Genomic DNA, 14771 nt, shown 5'->3' with positions numbered 1-14771 from the left:
GCCCTTAATTCTATTGGCGTACCCGTCATCGGGTACGCGTCCTACAGGTATCGCGTCATGCAAACAGCAATCGAGATCGCCAAGGTCGATCATCAACTGGTCGTGCGGCTCAATCAGGCCTGGACCAAACGGGCCACGGTCTGCTCCCCGGACAAGGCCGAGGCCAGCGAAGCGTTCGATCCGGCGCGCCCGGATTACCCGGAGTGCATGGTGCCGTTTTTCCATCATCCGAAATTCCAGGCCTTGAGTGATGAACTCAAAAGCACCGTGGTGACCTGGGGCTGGATCGGCTACAACCTGCGCACGGTGACCGCCGAAGAACACGTGGTGAACCCGGCGCTGAGCGTCATTGCCAATCAATACCTGGGCAAGGACGACTGGCATTTTCGCGAGGCCATGCAACAGACGTTGATCGATGAGCACTACCACACGCTCATGCACCTGCGGGCGATTGAACGGACCAAGCTGGAGCGAGCGCTGGATCAGGATCTGGATTTGCCGCCGTCGGTCACCTATCTGCGGCTGATCGCCCTGCGCGAAGAACTGCTGGAGCAGTGGCAGCGCGACCTGGCAGCGATCACCTTTGCGGTGGTGGCCGAGATCAGCGTCAACGCCTATCTGGATTTGCTGGCCGACGATCAGAGCATTCAACCGCAAAATCGCCGCGTAGCCGAACTGCACAACCGCGACGAGTATGCCCACAGCAAGATTCTCGCCGAAGTGGCGAAAGTCATGTACGCGAACATGCAGCCGCCCCAACGGGTGTTTTTCGCTCGCACATTGTCGGTGGCGCTGAGTGCCTTTGTCGCCCAGGACTACTCGATGTGGGAGGCGATTCTGACGCAGCTCGGGGTCGAGGATGCCGCGCTGATCATCGCCGACACCCGGGAGAGCAACAAGAACGCCACGATCATGCGCGACTACAGTGGCCTGCATCGTCTGGCCCAGGATCTGGGCATCAGCGACGAGATCGATTTCGACTTCCGTCCGACTCTCAAAGCCACCGCAGCGGCCTGAACCAGGAGGTGCATATGTCCGTTCCTGTGTATGAAGTGTTCGCCATCCGTGTCGGCGCCAATGCCCAGCGCACCGCCCGGGAAAACTTTCTCTACGACGCCTGCTGTGGTGATCCGAATGCGTCGATGCCGTTGGATTACTACTTCTGGGTCATTCGTAACGAGCAGCAGGTGATCGTGGTCGACACTTGTTTTCAACCGGCCACGGCAGACCGGCGCAACCGTCAGATGTATCGCCTGCCGGAAGAATCCCTACGCCAACTGGATATTGATCCGGCGCAGGTCGACAACCTGATCCTCACTCATTTGCACTGGGATCACGCCGGCAACCTGGGGCTTTTCCCCAAGGCCACGGTGCATCTGCAAGAAGCGGAACTGCGCTTCTGCACCGGGCCGAAAATGGCCCATCGCACGGTGAACAAAACCTACGAGGTCGACGACGTGATGTCGGCGCTTCCACCGCTGTTCGAGGGCCGGATGCGTTTGCACACCGGCACGGTGGAGGTGGTTCCCGGTGTGACGTTGCACCCGGTGGGTGGGCATACACCGGGTAGCCAAGTCGTACGGGTGAACACCGCGCGCGGGTGGATTGTTCTGGCCTCGGATGCTGCGCACTTGTGGGCCAACATCCGTCAGCGCAGTCCGTTTCCGATTCTGGATGATCTGGCGCAGACGCTTGAGGCGTTCAGTTTGATCGACAGCCTGGCCGACGGTGAAGAGCATGTCATTCCTGGGCATGATCCGCTGATTGCCGAGCGTTTTCCCCATTGGAATGACGATCCGCACATCATTTGCCTGCACCAAAACCCTTTCTGAACCCAACACTGAACCCTTGTAGCAGCTGCCGAGCCTGCGAGGCTGCGTTCGGCTGCGAAGCAGTCGTAAAACCATCCATCGCGGTGTTTCAGGTGGACCGAAGTGGCAGGATTGACGACTGCTCCGCAGCCGAACGCAGCCTCGCAGGCTCGACAGCTGCTACAAGGGGGTGTTTAACCCTGGTTCTTGAGGAGTTGGCCGAGGGTCGCCAGCGCTTCATCTATCCGCGGTGAATAAGGCGCGCCGCAGCCAATGCGCACAAAGTGATTGAAACGCTTAGCGTTGGAAAAGATATCCCCAGGCGAAATCTGGATGCCGGCCTTCAATGCCTCGTGGAAAAACGCCATGGACGAATGCTGGCGCGGCAGTTCCACCCATAACAACGTACCGCCCCGAGGGGAGGTCACGCAGGTGCCGGCGGGAAAGTAGCGAATGATCGCTGCGCTCATTTGCTGGCGTTGGTGAGTCAGGATTTTCCTCAAACGGCGCAGGTAACGTTCGTAGGACGGTGTCTTCATGAACGCACTGACCGCCAATTGCGACAATGCCTCACATCCCCGGGACTGAGTGTGTTTGAGCATTTCCACGCGGTCGTGCCATTTTCCCGCGCTGATCCAGCCCAGGCGTATGCCCGGTGCCAGGGTTTTGTTCAGGGATGCGCAATAGATCACGTTGTCGGTGCGGTCCCAGTGTTTGAGCGTGGACAGCGGCTGCTCGGTATCCATCAGATCGCCATAGGTGTCGTCTTCGATCAGCACCGTGGCGTGTTCGGCACACAGTTGCACCAGCCGCGCCTTGTTGGCGTCGGGCATGATGCTGCCCAGCGGATTTTGCAGGTTGGGAATGACGATCAGCGCCTGAATCCGTTCGGGGCCTTTTAGCAATTGTTCTAGGGCGAACAGATTGATTCCGGCGTGCGAAGTCGCCGGGACCTCCAGCACCCGCAGGTTCAGGCTCTCGAGAATTTGCAGCAAGCCGTAAAAGGTCGGTGATTCCACAGCCACGGTGTCACCCGGTTGGGTGACCGCGCGCAAGGCCAGGTTGATCGCTTCGGTCGCGCCGTTGGTGATCACAATCTTCTCCGCTGGCAGGTTGGCCTTCGCGGTCAGCGCCCGTCGGGCAAGAATACTGCGCAATGTGCCGTTGCCGCAGGTGGAACCCGCCGTGCCGAGCAAGTGCGGATCGTGACGCAGCGCCTTGATCATATGGTCTTGCAGGATCTTCAGCGGATAGAGTTCCGGCGCGCAGAAGGCACTGGCGAAATTGACCTTGATCGTCGCGCGCTGACTGGCCTTGAGGACCGATGACACCTGCTCGTGAATGCCGACGTAGACGCCGGTGTCCAGCGGCGGGGGAGGCGCGATCGGGACGGTTTTGCGCAACGTATCGGGCTGGCGAATGTAGTTGCCGGAGCGCGGCCGGGCTTCCAGCACGCCACAGTCCTCGAGTTCACGGCAAACCTGCACTGCGGTCGACAGGCTGACGGCGTGTTTTTCCATCATCAGCCGAATGGAGGGGAATCGTTCACCGGTTTTCAAGGTGCCGCTGCGGATTGCGTCGAGGTAGTGGTTGGCCAACTGACGGTAAAGGGGGGTTGTGTTCATGATGACCTCAGCAATCGCACCACTGAAGTCTTGGGCTGGAAAGTGAGTTGACGCTCCCTGCAGGCGGACCCGTGGTGCTGAAGGGTTAAGGAAAAGTGTTTTTCTGGCGCCGAATCACCGTGGCATGAGTGCCTTTGGGCATTGATTGCCGAACGGGGTGGCACTTTGCAACTGTCTCGGTATGGGCGACGACGACAGGAAGGGAAATTGTGGGTTTTATAAAATCGCGGGCAATAAAAAGCCCCGCTCTAGGGCGGGGCTCTTGGGTCAGTGGCGCCCGAAGCGCTGCTGATGGATCGTATTACTGCGCGGCGATGCTGTAGCCATCGAACGCGGTTTGCTGCTGAAGCGCGGTGATGATGTTCTTGCGGTTAACCGCTTGTTCGGCCCCGGCATTGTCCAGGAACGTCTCGCTTTCCAGTTCGGCTTCTTCGCCTTCGCCGGCAAAGGTAAAGCCCAGGAACTCCAGTGCTTCACGGTCAACGTTCAGTCGCGAACGCGGAGTACGCAGCGGCAACGTCACGCTGATACCGTCTTTGCTGATGGTGAACACTTCGACATCTTTCTTGGCGCGAGCCGTTTTGCTTTTGCTACTGCTTGGGTTGCTGATGGCCTGGTGGGTCTGGTTCAGCACCTTCAGTGCGAGGCCATAGACCAATTCCTGAAATGCCGGATCGTCCTTGAAGCTGGAGAGAATCCGGCTGATCGGGAATTTGCTGCTCAAGTCTTCCAGGGCTGCAATGTCGGCAGCCTCGGCGTCCTTGAGTTGCTTGAGTTCGCCCATCAATTCGTAGGCTTTATCGTCGTCGAAGCTGTCGTGAGCCTGGCGAATCGCGGCGCGCAGCTCGCGGATCTGGTCGCTTTCCCGGGTGGACTGGAAAGCGTCCAGGACCATCTCGCTGATGGTCTTGGCCTGGGGCACGTGCTGTGAAAGATTGATGGAGTTTTCGTATTCCGCTTTGGACGACAAGGTGACTACGGATTCAGCGGTATTGGAATCGGACATTGAAATTTCACTACTTCTTTTAACTTGGGTTGAGGCGAGAAAGCTCTGGGCCTTTTCAGGCCGCCTAATCTATTGGACCGAGGCGGCGTTGTCACGGATGAACAGGCGGCTGGTCATCATTTTTGGCACGGCGGCTTTTAACCGGCGGCTATCTGGGGGCGTTTTGCCTGAAGTGTCAGCAGCAGCCGATAAAACGTCAACGCCCGACCGCTGATCAGTCCACAGACAAAACCGGACGCCGATGCCTTGAGCAGCAACATCTCAAGGGTCGCGGCCAGCTCCGGGTGAACGTCATCCTGGTAGCCGAAGTAATAGTTCACCGCAAAAAACAGCAGGTAGAGCACCAGGGTTTTTAACGTGCCCGGCACGATCAGGCCGGTTTGTGGATCATCCAGCTCAATGCCCTTGCGTGGGAAAATCAGCAGCGCTGCGAGGCTGCCCAGGATGACGGCGGCCAACCAGCAACTGACCGATAGCTGCGGATTCAGCGTCAGATTCAGCGAATACAGTGACCAGCCCAGCAGTATCGGCGCTGTGACGAGCAATGAAGTTTTGCTTTCACGGGTCGGGGACAGGGCTTTGACGCCGTAGTAGCACAGCAGCAGAAATATCGCGTAAACCCACAATGGGGTGTTTTGCAGGGTGTTGAGCATCGCGTAGCGTCCTTGCCGAAATGGGTGACAGATATTAGCCGTTGCTGTGGCCCAGGCAGTCGACTATTTCCCCAGCGAATTCAGATTCATCGACCGCACCGCCAACTGCTCGGCCGTTTGCTGATCCACCGCCAACGAAAAGCGGAAGGTCGCGCCACGTCCGGGAACGTCAATCAGCTGGATCTCGCGGCCATGCAATTGCAGGATCCTGTGCACGATCCGCAACCCCAGTCCGCCATCACGTCGTGCCCCGCCAATGTTGAACGGGCGCAGGAACAGACCCTCGCGCAATTCGGCAGCAATGCCGGGGCCGGTGTCGCTGACGGTAACTTCGGTAAAAGGCCCTTGAGGGCGCAGGCTGAGCTCGATTTCTCCCCCTTGCGGGGTGTGGCGCAGGGCGTTGTCGAACAGGTTGGTGAGCACCCGCTCGATCAATCCAAGGTCGGCGCAGGCCGCCGAAACATTGGGTGCGAAGGTGGCCTTGAGTTCGACCTGGCGCGCCTCGGCCGTCAGTTCGAACTTCTGGAAAATGTCCTGCACCAGATCGGTCAGCGAGAACCGCTCCAGCACCGGTTGCACGAAACCATGTTCCAGGCGCACCAGTTCCAGCAGCGATTGCGCCAGACCACCGACCTTGCGGCTTTGATCCAGCGCGATGCCCAGGTAACGGCGGCGGTCGGCGGGTGACAGCGTGGCGTCCTTCAACGACAAGGTTTCCAGGTAACCGTGCAGCGAGGCGAGAGGCGTGCGCAGGTCGTGGGAGATGTTGGCCACCAGTTCGCGGCGTTCCTGATCCTGGCGGGTCAACGAACGCCATTGCTCGCCGAGGCGCGCCTGCATCTGCCGGAAGGTGGCGTCGAGAATGGCAATTTCATCGTGGCTGGCGGCTTTTTCCACCGGGATGGATGCAGGCGGCGTTACCGGAGCACCATCAATGTCGAACTGGCTGACAGTTTCGGTCAAACGGCGCAAAGGTCGGGTGATGAGGGCGAATGCGGTGAGACCGGCAATCAGGCACAGCAACGCCACCAGCCCAATGGACAACAGTGCGGTATTCAGGGCGGCGCTGGTGGCGCCGCGTTCAGCGAAGCGGTCGTGCTCTTCGCTCAGCAGCACCACATAGAGATAACCCACCGGTTTGCCATTGACCTGCAATGGCGCGGCGCTGAACACTTTGCGGCCATCGACGCTGCGCGGATCGTCGCCGAGAACCGGCAGGGCATCGCCCTTGAGCAGGCGCTGGATCGGCGCCAGATCGACCCGCTCCCGGCGTATCCGACCCTCGGGCGCAGCACTGCCGACAATCCGGCCCTCGGGGTCGAGCAGATAGACCTCGACACTGGGATTGACCAGCATCAGTTGGCTGAACAGGTCGCGCACGGCGTCGGGCATCAGGCCTTTGGTGTCCATCAGCACGGTGTCATGGGCGATGTGCTGGGCCAGATCCCGCGATAACCCTTGCACCACTTCCAGCTCATGCATTTTGTTGGACTGCACCTGCATCCAGGCCGACGTGCCGCAGCACACCAGCAGCAACACGGCGAACACCAGAGACAGGCGCTGAGTCAGGGTCAGTCTCACGGCTGCTCCTCCCTGGCCGCGAATTTGTAGCCTCGTCCCCACACCGTGAGGATGCGCGCCGGTTGTGCTGGATCCGCTTCGATCTTTGCCCGCAGGCGGTTGATGTGAGTGTTGACCGTGTGCTCGTAGCCTTCGTGGCTGTAGCCCCACACGGCGTTGAGCAGGTCCATGCGCGAGAACACTTTGCCGGGCTGACGGGCGAAGAAATACAACAGGTCGAACTCCCGTGGCGTTAGGTCGAGGCGGCGACCGTCAAGGGACACATCGCGCGTGATCGGGTCGATGGCGAGGCCGTCCGTGATCAGGCTGCCGGCGTCCATCTTCAGGTTGCGGGCCATGGCGTCGACCCGTCGCAACAGCGCTTTGACCCGGGCCACCAGTTCGAGCATCGAAAAGGGTTTGGCCAGGTAATCGTCGGCGCCAAGTTCGAGCCCGAGAATCCGGTGCACTTCGCTGGAGCGCGCACTGGTAATGATGATCGGTGTGTAGCGGGCCATGGCGCGGGCGCGGCGGCAGATTTCCAGGCCGTCGACGCCGGGCAGCATCAGGTCGAGGATCAGTGCGTCCCAGCTTCCTTGCTGCAGCAGGCGCATGCCTTCATCGCCGTCGGCGCAGTGCACCACCTCGAACTGCTCATCGCGTAGATGCAGGCAGATAAGGTCGGCGATATGCAGGTCGTCCTCGACCACGAGGACGCGTTTGGTCTGTTCCATCAAGCTCAATCCTTCGGCGCAATGAGCGCATTGTGCGGGTTTTCCGGGGCCTGAGTTATCACGAATTGTTTAACTTCTCGTGAGGATTTGGCGATCAACCCAAGCCTAGGCTGTGTTCCATGACAGGCACCTGGAATTTTCGGAGACGACCATGTTTTCACGGCGACAGTTTCTCTTAGCAAGCGGCGGGCTAGGCGCTGCAGCCCTGGTCATCGGTGTATTGCCAAAATTTGCCGCCAGTTCTGCACTGGCCAGTGATGCCGGCGCGGCGGAGGTGTTCGAGGTGACTCACAACGACAGCGAATGGCGCGCCATGCTCAGCGCCGAGCAGTACGAAATATTGCGCGAAGAGGGCACTGAACGTGCCTACAGCAGCCCACTGAACAACGAGCACCGTGACGGTACCTTTGCCTGTGCCGGCTGCGATCTGCCGCTGTTTTCTTCCGCGACCAAATTCGACAGCCGCACCGGTTGGCCGAGCTTCTGGGCACCGCTGGACAAAGCTGTGGCCACTCGTCAGGACCGTTCCTTCGGAGTGCTGCGTGAAGAAGTCCACTGCCGGCGTTGTGGCGGTCATTTGGGCCACGTCTTTGACGATGGGCCAAAACCCACCGGTCTGCGTTACTGCATGAACGGCCTGGCGATGACTTTTGTGCCGAAGACGGCTTGATCCGCGGGTACTCCCGTTCACTCATTTTTGCAGGTCGACGTTATGTGGCTTCTGGTCCTCGCTTATCTCGGTGGTGTGCTGACGATTGTCAGCCCGTGCATCCTGCCGGTACTGCCCTTTGTCTTCGCTCGCACCGGGCAGCCGTTCATGAAGAGCGGGTTGCCGCTATTGGCGGGCATGGCGCTGACTTTCGCGCTCGTCGCCTCACTGGCAGCGGTGGGCGGCGGTTGGGTGGTGCAAGTCAATCAGTACGGTCGCTGGCTCGCGTTGCTGTTCGTTGCACTGTTCGGGCTGACGCTGTTGCTGCCGCGATTGGCCGAGCGTCTGACGCGGCCACTGGTGGCGGTTGGCAGCCGGTTGTCGGAAGCCGCGGGCGTCGATGCCCGGCCGCGTCCCGGCGCTTCGTTCCTGATCGGCGTCGCCACGGGCCTGCTCTGGGCACCGTGTGCGGGGCCGATTCTGGGTCTGTTGCTGACCGGAGCAGCGTTGCAAGGGGCAAGCATCGCAACCACCTTGTTGTTGCTGGCCTACGCCGCGGGTGCCGCAACTTCCCTCGCGGTGGCGCTGCTGCTGGGCGGTAAAGTCTTTGCGGCGATGAAACGTTCCATCGGCGCTGGCGAGTGGCTGCGTCGAGGTCTGGGGGCTGCGATGCTGGCCGGTGTCGCGGCGATCGCCCTGGGGCTCGACACCGGGATTCTGGCGCGGGTTTCGACGGCGTCCACCGGCGGTATCGAGCAGGCGTTGGTGGGACGGCTGGCCGGCCAATCACCGAACGTTAGCGGGGCGATGATGGCGCAGGTTCCGGCCTCGGGAAGTGCAATGAAAGCGGCTGACAAAACGCCGGGCGCACTGCCAATTGAAGGCAACCTTCCAGCGCTGGATGGCGCAGTGCAATGGCTCAACTCGCCACCCCTCACAGCGCAGGCCTTGAAAGGCAAAGTCGTGCTGGTGGATTTCTGGACTTACTCCTGCATCAACTGCCTGCGCTCGCTGCCATATGTGAAAGCTTGGGCCGAGAAGTACCGCGATCAGGGATTGGTGGTGATTGGCGTCCATGCACCCGAGTTCGCTTTCGAACGAGACGTAGGCAATGTCACCAAAGCCATGAAGGACCTGGGCATCAACTACCCGGTGGCCATCGATAATGACTTCAAGGTCTGGCGAGCTTTCAACAACCAATACTGGCCGGCCCACTATTTTGCCGACGCTCAGGGTCGTATTCGTTATCACCACTTTGGTGAGGGCGAGTACGCCGAATCGGAACGGGTGATCCAGCAACTGCTGCGCGAAGCAGGCGCCGCGAAGGTCGCGGACGGTCTGATCAATGCCAGTGCCGAAGGTGTTCAACTGGCCCCGGACATGAATGAAGTGCAATCGTCGGAAACCTATGTCGGCTACCAACGTGCCGAGCATTTCGTGCCTGAAACCAGTCTGGTGCCGGACAAGGTGTCGGTCTATAGCGCTCCATCGCAATTAGCACTCAACGACTGGAGCCTGGACGGTCAATGGAATGTCGGCTCGGAGCGAGCGACTTCAAGCGCGCCGGCCAGTCGCATTGTCTACCGCTTCCATGCCCGCGATCTGCATCTGGTGTTGGGGCCTGGTGCTGACGGTAAACCGGCGCGTTTCAAAGTGTTAATTGACGGAAAAGCCCCCGGCGATGCCCACGGTACCGACGTGGCGCCCGACGGCAGCGGCAGCGTGACTGAACAACGTTTGTACCAATTGGTGCGCCAAACCGGCGGTGTGACGGATCGGACCTTCAGCATCGAGTTTCTCGATCCCGGAGTGTCGGCGTATGCGTTTACGTTCGGTTGATCGTCATTCCATTCATTCAGGAAACAGCCTCATGAAAACCCTATTCACCTGGCGCCGCACCCTGTTGGGCCTGGCCGCTGCCGGCGTCATCGGCCAATGCCTGGCGTTCTCTTTCGGTGCGGCAGAAGACGCGGTCATCATTCCTCCACCCACCCTCGACGAAACCACCCAGGCCAACAGCGAAAGGGCGGTCTTTGCCGGCGGTTGCTTCTGGGGCGTACAAGGCGTGTTCCAGCATGTCAAAGGGGTGAAGAAAGCGGTCTCCGGTTACGCCGGCGGTGCAGCCAATACTGCTCAGTACGAGCGGGTCAGCAGTGGCGATACCGGTCATGCGGAATCCGTCGAAGTCACCTTCGACCCCCGTCAGGTCAGCTACGGCACCTTGCTGCAAATCTACTTCTCGGTGGCTCATAACCCTACCGAACTCAACCGTCAGGGACCTGACAGCGGCACTCAATATCGCTCGGCGCTTTTCCCGGAAAACAGCGATCAGCAACGTATCGCCCAGGCCTACATCGCCCAGCTGGACGCTGCCCGTTCGTTCAACAAACCCATTGTCACCAAGCTGGAGACCTACAACGGTTTCTACCCGGCCGAGGAGGAACATCAGGACTTTCTGACCGAGCACCCGACCTATCCGTACATTGTGATCAACGATCTACCGAAGGTTGCGCAGCTGAAACAGCTGTATCCGGATCGGTATCAGGAGAAACCGGTATTGGTGAAGGCGGGGATGTGAGAAGTGAAGGGCATAACCCTTACCCCGAAATCACATTCTTGCCCGCGATCTTCGACCGATACAGCGCCTGATCGGCCCTGGCCAGCAACCCGGTCTGTTGTTCTTCGTCAAAGCGCTGAACCACGCCAAAACTCATGGTCACTTGAAAGTCCCCCACTGGCAGCAGGCTTGCGAGGCCATGGCGGATACGTTCGGCGAGGGCCCGGGCGTCGGCGAGTGGTGTATTGGGGAGGATCAGGATGAACTCGTCGCCACCCCAACGCGCGAGCAGATCGCCCTCGCGTACGCAGTGCTTCACGCTATCGATCACCTGCACCAATGTCGCATCGCCCAGCGCGTGGCCATAGTGATCGTTGATGTTCTTGAAGTCGTCGATGTCCATCGCAATCAGCGACAGCGGTTGTCGAAAGCGCTGGGCACGTTCGCATTCCTGGGGCAGGGCTTTTTCCAGAAGATAACGATTGGCGATTGAGGTCAGTGTGTCGGTTTCCGCCAGTTTGCGGTTTTCTTCGAGTTGGATTTGCAGTTGCTGATTGACGCGAGACAACTCTCGGGTGCGTTCTTCAACGATCGCTTCAAGGGATTGGTTGCGCCGTTCAAGCGCTTCGTACAGGCGTTTCTTGTCTTCGATGCTGCGGTGCGCGCCGACCATCCGCGCCACCGAGCCGTCGGCATTGCGTGCCAGTACGTAGCCACGGTCTTCGATCCAGGTATAGCTGCCATCCTGCATGCGGCAGCGATACTCGGCCTGATAGCCGGGGGCGCGCTGATTCAGGTAGTCATCGAACAGTGCCATGACCTGCTGGTAATCGTCGGGATGGATCACGTTTTCCCAGGTCAATACGTTGTTATTCAGGGAATGAGGCGGGTAGCCGAGCATCTCGTACCACCCGGGGTTGCGATAGACGAACCCGGTGTTGGCGTTCCAGTCCCAGATGCCGTCGCTGACCAGTTCCAGAATGGTGTGCAGCATGTCTTCGTTCAAATCCGACAGATTGAACTTCAATGGTTCGATATTCGACGCCTCACCCATCTCCGCACTCCCTGCCGCCCTGATATCTAAGTGACACGCCTGTCGAGGAGATTAGTCGATGGCGTATTGAGCCGGCTAGTGCTTGCCCCACATCTGCATGGCGAAGTCGACGAAGCGGCGCAATTTCGGTAAACGGTAACGGTCCTGCGGGTAAACCAGGTTCATCGGCCGGCTAGGCAATTGGTAATCCTGCAGCAACGCCACCAGTTTTCCGTCCGCAAGATCCTGTTCGACCAAGGCATCGGGCACCATCACGATGCCCATGCCCGCACGCGCGGCCTGGTGCAGGCCCGCCGAACTGTTGATCTGCATCGGGCCACTGACCGGCACGACGATTTCACCTTCGGGGCCGGTCAGGCGCCATTGCTTTCCTACCGAATGCCAGTCATCGCCGGCTGGGTAAGCGAAGGACAAACAGTCGTGATGTTGCAGGTCTTCGGGTTTTTCCGGCGTACCCCGGCGATTCAGGTACGCCTTCGATGCGCATACGGTCATCGTGTAGTCGATGAGCGGCCGGGCGATCAGGTTGGACGGGTCGGTCGTGCCAAGGCGAATCGCCACATCGAAGCCGTTGTCGAGCAAATCCATTCGCTGGTTGGTCAGGACCACGTCCAGCTTGACCTGTGGGCACAGCAGGGCGAATTCGCCGAGCGCCGGCGCGAGCCGCTCGGTACCGAACGTCAGCGGTGCGGTGATGCGTAAGGTCCCACTCGGTTCGTCGAGGGTCTGTTCGGCCAACCGTTCGGAATCGGCCACCAGCCCCAGCACTTCGAGGCAACGCTGGTAATAAGCGGTTCCGAATTCCGTCAACCGCTGGCGTCGCGTTGTTCGGTTAAGCAGTCGTACGCCCAGGCGTTGCTCCAGCGCCCGCAGGTGATTGCCGACCATAGTGGTGGACATTTCGCACTGCAAAGCGGCAGCGGTCATGCTGCCGGTTTCCACCACTTTGACGTAAACGGTCATTGCCTGGAACAAATCCATTATCAAGCCCAGCTTTAAAATGATTGAAGTGTTGCAGCGTTTATCCAGCTCAGGTGGCTAACCATACTGCAAAACACCGACCATTGATGGAGCTTGATGTCATGACCGCCGCCTGCCTGATGACCACTTACCAACCTTTGGCCTTGAGTTTCAGCAAGGGCTTGGGCACACGCCTGTGGGATCAGGCCGGTCGTGAATACCTGGACGCGGTGGCGGGCGTGGCAGTGACCAATGTCGGTCACTCCCATCCGAAAATAGTCTCGGCCATCAGTGAACAGGCCGGGCTGCTGTTGCACACGTCCAATCTTTACAGCATCGACTGGCAACAGCGGCTGGCGCAGAAACTGACGCAACTGGCGGGCATGGAGCGAGCGTTCTTCAACAACTCCGGTGCCGAAGCCAACGAGACGGCACTGAAACTCGCTCGGTTGTATGGCTGGCAAAAAGGTATCGAACAACCGCTGGTGGTGGTCATGGAGAACGCCTTTCACGGCCGTACCCTGGGCACCTTGTCCGCCAGTGATGGCCCGGCCGTGCGCCTGGGCTTCAACGAGTTGCCGGGGGACTTTGTCAAAGTGCCATTCGGTGACCTCAAGGCGCTGGACAAGGTGCAGCAAGCCCACGGCCCGCGCATCGTGGCGATCCTGATGGAACCGATTCAGGGTGAAAGCGGTGTCCAAATGGCCCCGCCCGGTTACCTGAAAGCCATTCGCGAACTCTGCACTCGGCGCGCGTGGCTGCTGATGCTCGACGAAATCCAGACCGGCATCGGCCGTACCGGCCAGTGGTTTGCCTTTCAGCACGAAGGCATCGTTCCGGACGTCATGACCCTGGCCAAGGGCCTGGGCAACGGCATTCCCATCGGCGCTTGCCTGGCCCGGGGCAAAGCCGCCGACCTCTTCACCCCCGGCAGTCACGGCAGCACCTTCGGCGGCAATCCACTGGCCTGCCGGGTCGGTTGCACCGTGCTGGAGATCATCGAAGAACAAGGGCTACTGGAAAACGCCAAACTTCAGGGCGAGCGTTTGCTGGCAAGGTTGCGCATTGAATTGGCGGACGACCCGAACGTATTGGCGATCCGCGGCCAGGGTTTAATGATCGGCATCGAACTGAAACAGCCGATTCGCGACCTGACCCTGATCGCAGCGCGGGATCACGGCTTGCTGATCAACGTGACACGGGGCAAAACCATTCGTTTGCTACCGCCGCTGACGATTGATGAGCGGGAAGTGGAGATGATTGTCAGAGGGGTTTGCCGGGCACTGAAAGTGGCCTGACATCCCTAGGACTCACGCAAGCCTCTCGTAGGAGCTGCCGAAGGCTGCGATCTTTTGATCTTCAGCGATTTTAGTTCCGGCCAAAATCAAGATCAAAAGATCGCAGCCTTCGGCAGCTCCTACATGATCGGCGTTTCCGTCGGTGCAATTGGCTTGCCTATACTGGTTGTTCCTGTCCTCAAAGTAGCGATCGACTTGAGCAAACGTTTCGCATTGGCTTTCGAACTCAAAAGGTAAGCGGTTTCATCACTTGCTTTGAAGTTGGCAGCACAGCCTTTTCCAAATTGATTGCTATCTGATTGTTGGGTGGTTTGCATCGTGTTTTCCGCATTTGACAGACGCTCAGTATCCATCGACTTACCAAAAGACGTTTCTGTGATCGATGTAATCCCGATCCGAATAACAAGCCATCTCTTGGCTCAGTGGCTTACGGACGCAAACGGCCGCTCCCCCAAACTCTCCACCAAACGAACCAGATAACCGTCCGGATCCTGCACCAGAAATTCGCGTTGGCCGACTTCCACCGCCTCCGCTCGATACCAGACATCGGCGCAGGGACGAAACAGCGGCCATTCAACGTCGGCCAGGCGCTGGAGTATCGGCTCGACGACATCGACCGTGATTTGAAAGTTTATGCCGCGACCAAACGGCACTTGCAGTGCGCCGGTCATCCACTGGCCTTCGGCCGGGTCGTATTGCTCCAACATGATCTGAACGCCGTTTTGATCGAGGTAGGCAAAGCCGACTTCGGGGCGTTCATAGGCGATATGAAAACCGATCAGGGAGGTCCAGAAGTGAAGGCTTTTCTTGATGTCCGTGACCATCAGTTCGGGGACTAATTTGCTCCGTGCAAACATACGTATC

15 protein-coding genes are annotated in these 14771 nt (G+C 59.3%); 6 read left to right on the top strand and 9 right to left on the bottom strand.

Annotation, left to right across the window (positions count from 1 at the left end):
• The first annotated feature begins 57 nt into the window (after window positions 1-57).
• Together KGB23_RS02685 and KGB23_RS02680 are read left to right on the top strand one after the other, a co-directional pair.
• Entirely contained in the window at window positions 58-1017 is a 960-nt protein-coding gene (locus KGB23_RS02685) for a diiron oxygenase (RefSeq protein ID WP_223429777.1), read from the top strand.
• 14 nt (window positions 1018-1031) lie between these two features.
• A complete protein-coding gene (locus KGB23_RS02680; protein ID WP_223429776.1) occupies window positions 1032-1832 on the top strand; it encodes an N-acyl homoserine lactonase family protein in 801 nt (266 codons plus the stop codon).
• A gap of 173 nt (window positions 1833-2005) precedes the next feature.
• Here KGB23_RS02680 and KGB23_RS02675 read toward each other — a convergent pair whose 3' ends face one another.
• The 5 genes from KGB23_RS02675 to KGB23_RS02655 all read right to left on the bottom strand — a co-directional run bounded on the left by KGB23_RS02675 (window position 2006) and on the right by KGB23_RS02655 (window position 7389).
• Window positions 2006-3436, bottom strand: coding sequence for a PLP-dependent aminotransferase family protein (locus KGB23_RS02675; RefSeq protein ID WP_223429775.1), 1431 nt, complete (start codon window positions 3434-3436; stop codon window positions 2006-2008).
• Between the two features lie 301 nt (window positions 3437-3737).
• On the bottom strand, window positions 3738-4442 hold the full coding sequence (locus KGB23_RS02670) for a hypothetical protein (RefSeq protein WP_223429774.1): 705 nt from the start codon (window positions 4440-4442) through the stop codon (window positions 3738-3740).
• Between the two features lie 137 nt (window positions 4443-4579).
• Entirely contained in the window at window positions 4580-5095 is a 516-nt protein-coding gene (locus KGB23_RS02665) for a hypothetical protein (protein ID WP_223429773.1), read from the bottom strand.
• Window positions 5096-5158: 63 nt separating this feature from the next.
• Window positions 5159-6676 (bottom strand): ATP-binding protein, encoded by a 1518-nt coding sequence (locus KGB23_RS02660; protein ID WP_223429772.1) that lies wholly within the window; start codon window positions 6674-6676, stop codon window positions 5159-5161.
• Complete coding sequence (locus tag KGB23_RS02655; RefSeq protein ID WP_008147661.1) at window positions 6673-7389, bottom strand: response regulator transcription factor; 717 nt, start codon at window positions 7387-7389, stop codon at window positions 6673-6675. Before KGB23_RS02655 ends, KGB23_RS02660 begins: the two co-directional genes overlap by 4 nt.
• Window positions 7390-7540: 151 nt before the next feature.
• On the opposite strand from KGB23_RS02655, the gene msrB reads away from it, so the two are divergent.
• From msrB to msrA, 3 genes are read left to right on the top strand one after another with little or no spacing between them, the layout of a single operon-like run.
• Window positions 7541-8059 (top strand): peptide-methionine (R)-S-oxide reductase MsrB, encoded by a 519-nt coding sequence (gene msrB, locus KGB23_RS02650; protein ID WP_223429771.1) that lies wholly within the window; start codon window positions 7541-7543, stop codon window positions 8057-8059.
• A gap of 42 nt (window positions 8060-8101) precedes the next feature.
• Complete coding sequence (locus KGB23_RS02645) at window positions 8102-9877, top strand: cytochrome c biogenesis protein DipZ (RefSeq protein ID WP_223429770.1); 1776 nt, start codon at window positions 8102-8104, stop codon at window positions 9875-9877.
• 31 nt (window positions 9878-9908) lie between these two features.
• Entirely contained in the window at window positions 9909-10616 is a 708-nt protein-coding gene (gene msrA, locus KGB23_RS02640) for a peptide-methionine (S)-S-oxide reductase MsrA (protein ID WP_223429769.1), read from the top strand.
• A gap of 19 nt (window positions 10617-10635) precedes the next feature.
• On the opposite strand, the gene KGB23_RS02635 is transcribed toward msrA, so the two are convergent.
• Together KGB23_RS02635 and KGB23_RS02630 are read right to left on the bottom strand one after the other, a co-directional pair.
• On the bottom strand, window positions 10636-11649 hold the full coding sequence (locus KGB23_RS02635; protein ID WP_223429768.1) for a sensor domain-containing diguanylate cyclase: 1014 nt from the start codon (window positions 11647-11649) through the stop codon (window positions 10636-10638).
• 75 nt (window positions 11650-11724) lie between these two features.
• Window positions 11725-12630, bottom strand: a complete 906-nt coding sequence (locus tag KGB23_RS02630; protein WP_223429767.1) for a LysR family transcriptional regulator — start codon at window positions 12628-12630, stop codon at window positions 11725-11727.
• A 101-nt stretch (window positions 12631-12731) separates the two neighbouring features.
• On the opposite strand from KGB23_RS02630, the gene KGB23_RS02625 reads away from it, so the two are divergent.
• Window positions 12732-13907: an aspartate aminotransferase family protein gene (locus tag KGB23_RS02625; RefSeq protein ID WP_223429766.1), complete on the top strand. Its 1176-nt coding sequence runs from the start codon at window positions 12732-12734 to the stop codon at window positions 13905-13907.
• A 119-nt stretch (window positions 13908-14026) separates the two neighbouring features.
• Here KGB23_RS02625 and KGB23_RS02620 read toward each other — a convergent pair whose 3' ends face one another.
• On the bottom strand, window positions 14027-14224 hold the full coding sequence (locus KGB23_RS02620; RefSeq protein ID WP_223429765.1) for a hypothetical protein: 198 nt from the start codon (window positions 14222-14224) through the stop codon (window positions 14027-14029).
• Between the two features lie 102 nt (window positions 14225-14326).
• Window positions 14327-14764, bottom strand: a complete 438-nt coding sequence (locus KGB23_RS02615; RefSeq protein WP_223429764.1) for a bleomycin resistance protein — start codon at window positions 14762-14764, stop codon at window positions 14327-14329.
• Window positions 14765-14771: the final 7 nt, after the last annotated feature.

Origin of the sequence: Pseudomonas sp. GL-B-26 (genome assembly GCF_019947405.1) — a bacterium.
GTDB lineage: Bacteria > Pseudomonadota > Gammaproteobacteria > Pseudomonadales > Pseudomonadaceae > Aquipseudomonas.
The sequence above is the reverse complement of the archived record's forward strand: the minus strand, read 5'-3'. Positions and strand labels throughout refer to the sequence as shown.

Bases quoted from the DNA above. Each gene is read 5' to 3' on its own strand.
- KGB23_RS02685 (WP_223429777.1), top strand. From the start codon at position 58: ATGCAAACAGCAATCGAGATCGCCAAGGTCGATCATCAACTGGTCGTG.
- KGB23_RS02680 (WP_223429776.1), top strand. From the start codon at position 1,032: ATGTCCGTTCCTGTGTATGAAGTGTTCGCCATCCGTGTCGGCGCCAAT.
- KGB23_RS02675 (WP_223429775.1), bottom strand. From the start codon at position 3,436: ATGAACACAACCCCCCTTTACCGTCAGTTGGCCAACCACTACCTCGAC.
- KGB23_RS02670 (WP_223429774.1), bottom strand. From the start codon at position 4,442: ATGTCCGATTCCAATACCGCTGAATCCGTAGTCACCTTGTCGTCCAAA.
- KGB23_RS02665 (WP_223429773.1), bottom strand. From the start codon at position 5,095: ATGCTCAACACCCTGCAAAACACCCCATTGTGGGTTTACGCGATATTT.
- KGB23_RS02655 (WP_008147661.1), bottom strand. From the start codon at position 7,389: ATGGAACAGACCAAACGCGTCCTCGTGGTCGAGGACGACCTGCATATC.
- msrB (WP_223429771.1), top strand. From the start codon at position 7,541: ATGTTTTCACGGCGACAGTTTCTCTTAGCAAGCGGCGGGCTAGGCGCT.
- KGB23_RS02645 (WP_223429770.1), top strand. From the start codon at position 8,102: ATGTGGCTTCTGGTCCTCGCTTATCTCGGTGGTGTGCTGACGATTGTC.
- msrA (WP_223429769.1), top strand. From the start codon at position 9,909: ATGAAAACCCTATTCACCTGGCGCCGCACCCTGTTGGGCCTGGCCGCT.
- KGB23_RS02635 (WP_223429768.1), bottom strand. From the start codon at position 11,649: ATGGGTGAGGCGTCGAATATCGAACCATTGAAGTTCAATCTGTCGGAT.
- KGB23_RS02630 (WP_223429767.1), bottom strand. From the start codon at position 12,630: ATGGATTTGTTCCAGGCAATGACCGTTTACGTCAAAGTGGTGGAAACC.
- KGB23_RS02625 (WP_223429766.1), top strand. From the start codon at position 12,732: ATGACCGCCGCCTGCCTGATGACCACTTACCAACCTTTGGCCTTGAGT.
- KGB23_RS02620 (WP_223429765.1), bottom strand. From the start codon at position 14,224: ATGCAAACCACCCAACAATCAGATAGCAATCAATTTGGAAAAGGCTGT.
- KGB23_RS02615 (WP_223429764.1), bottom strand. From the start codon at position 14,764: ATGTTTGCACGGAGCAAATTAGTCCCCGAACTGATGGTCACGGACATC.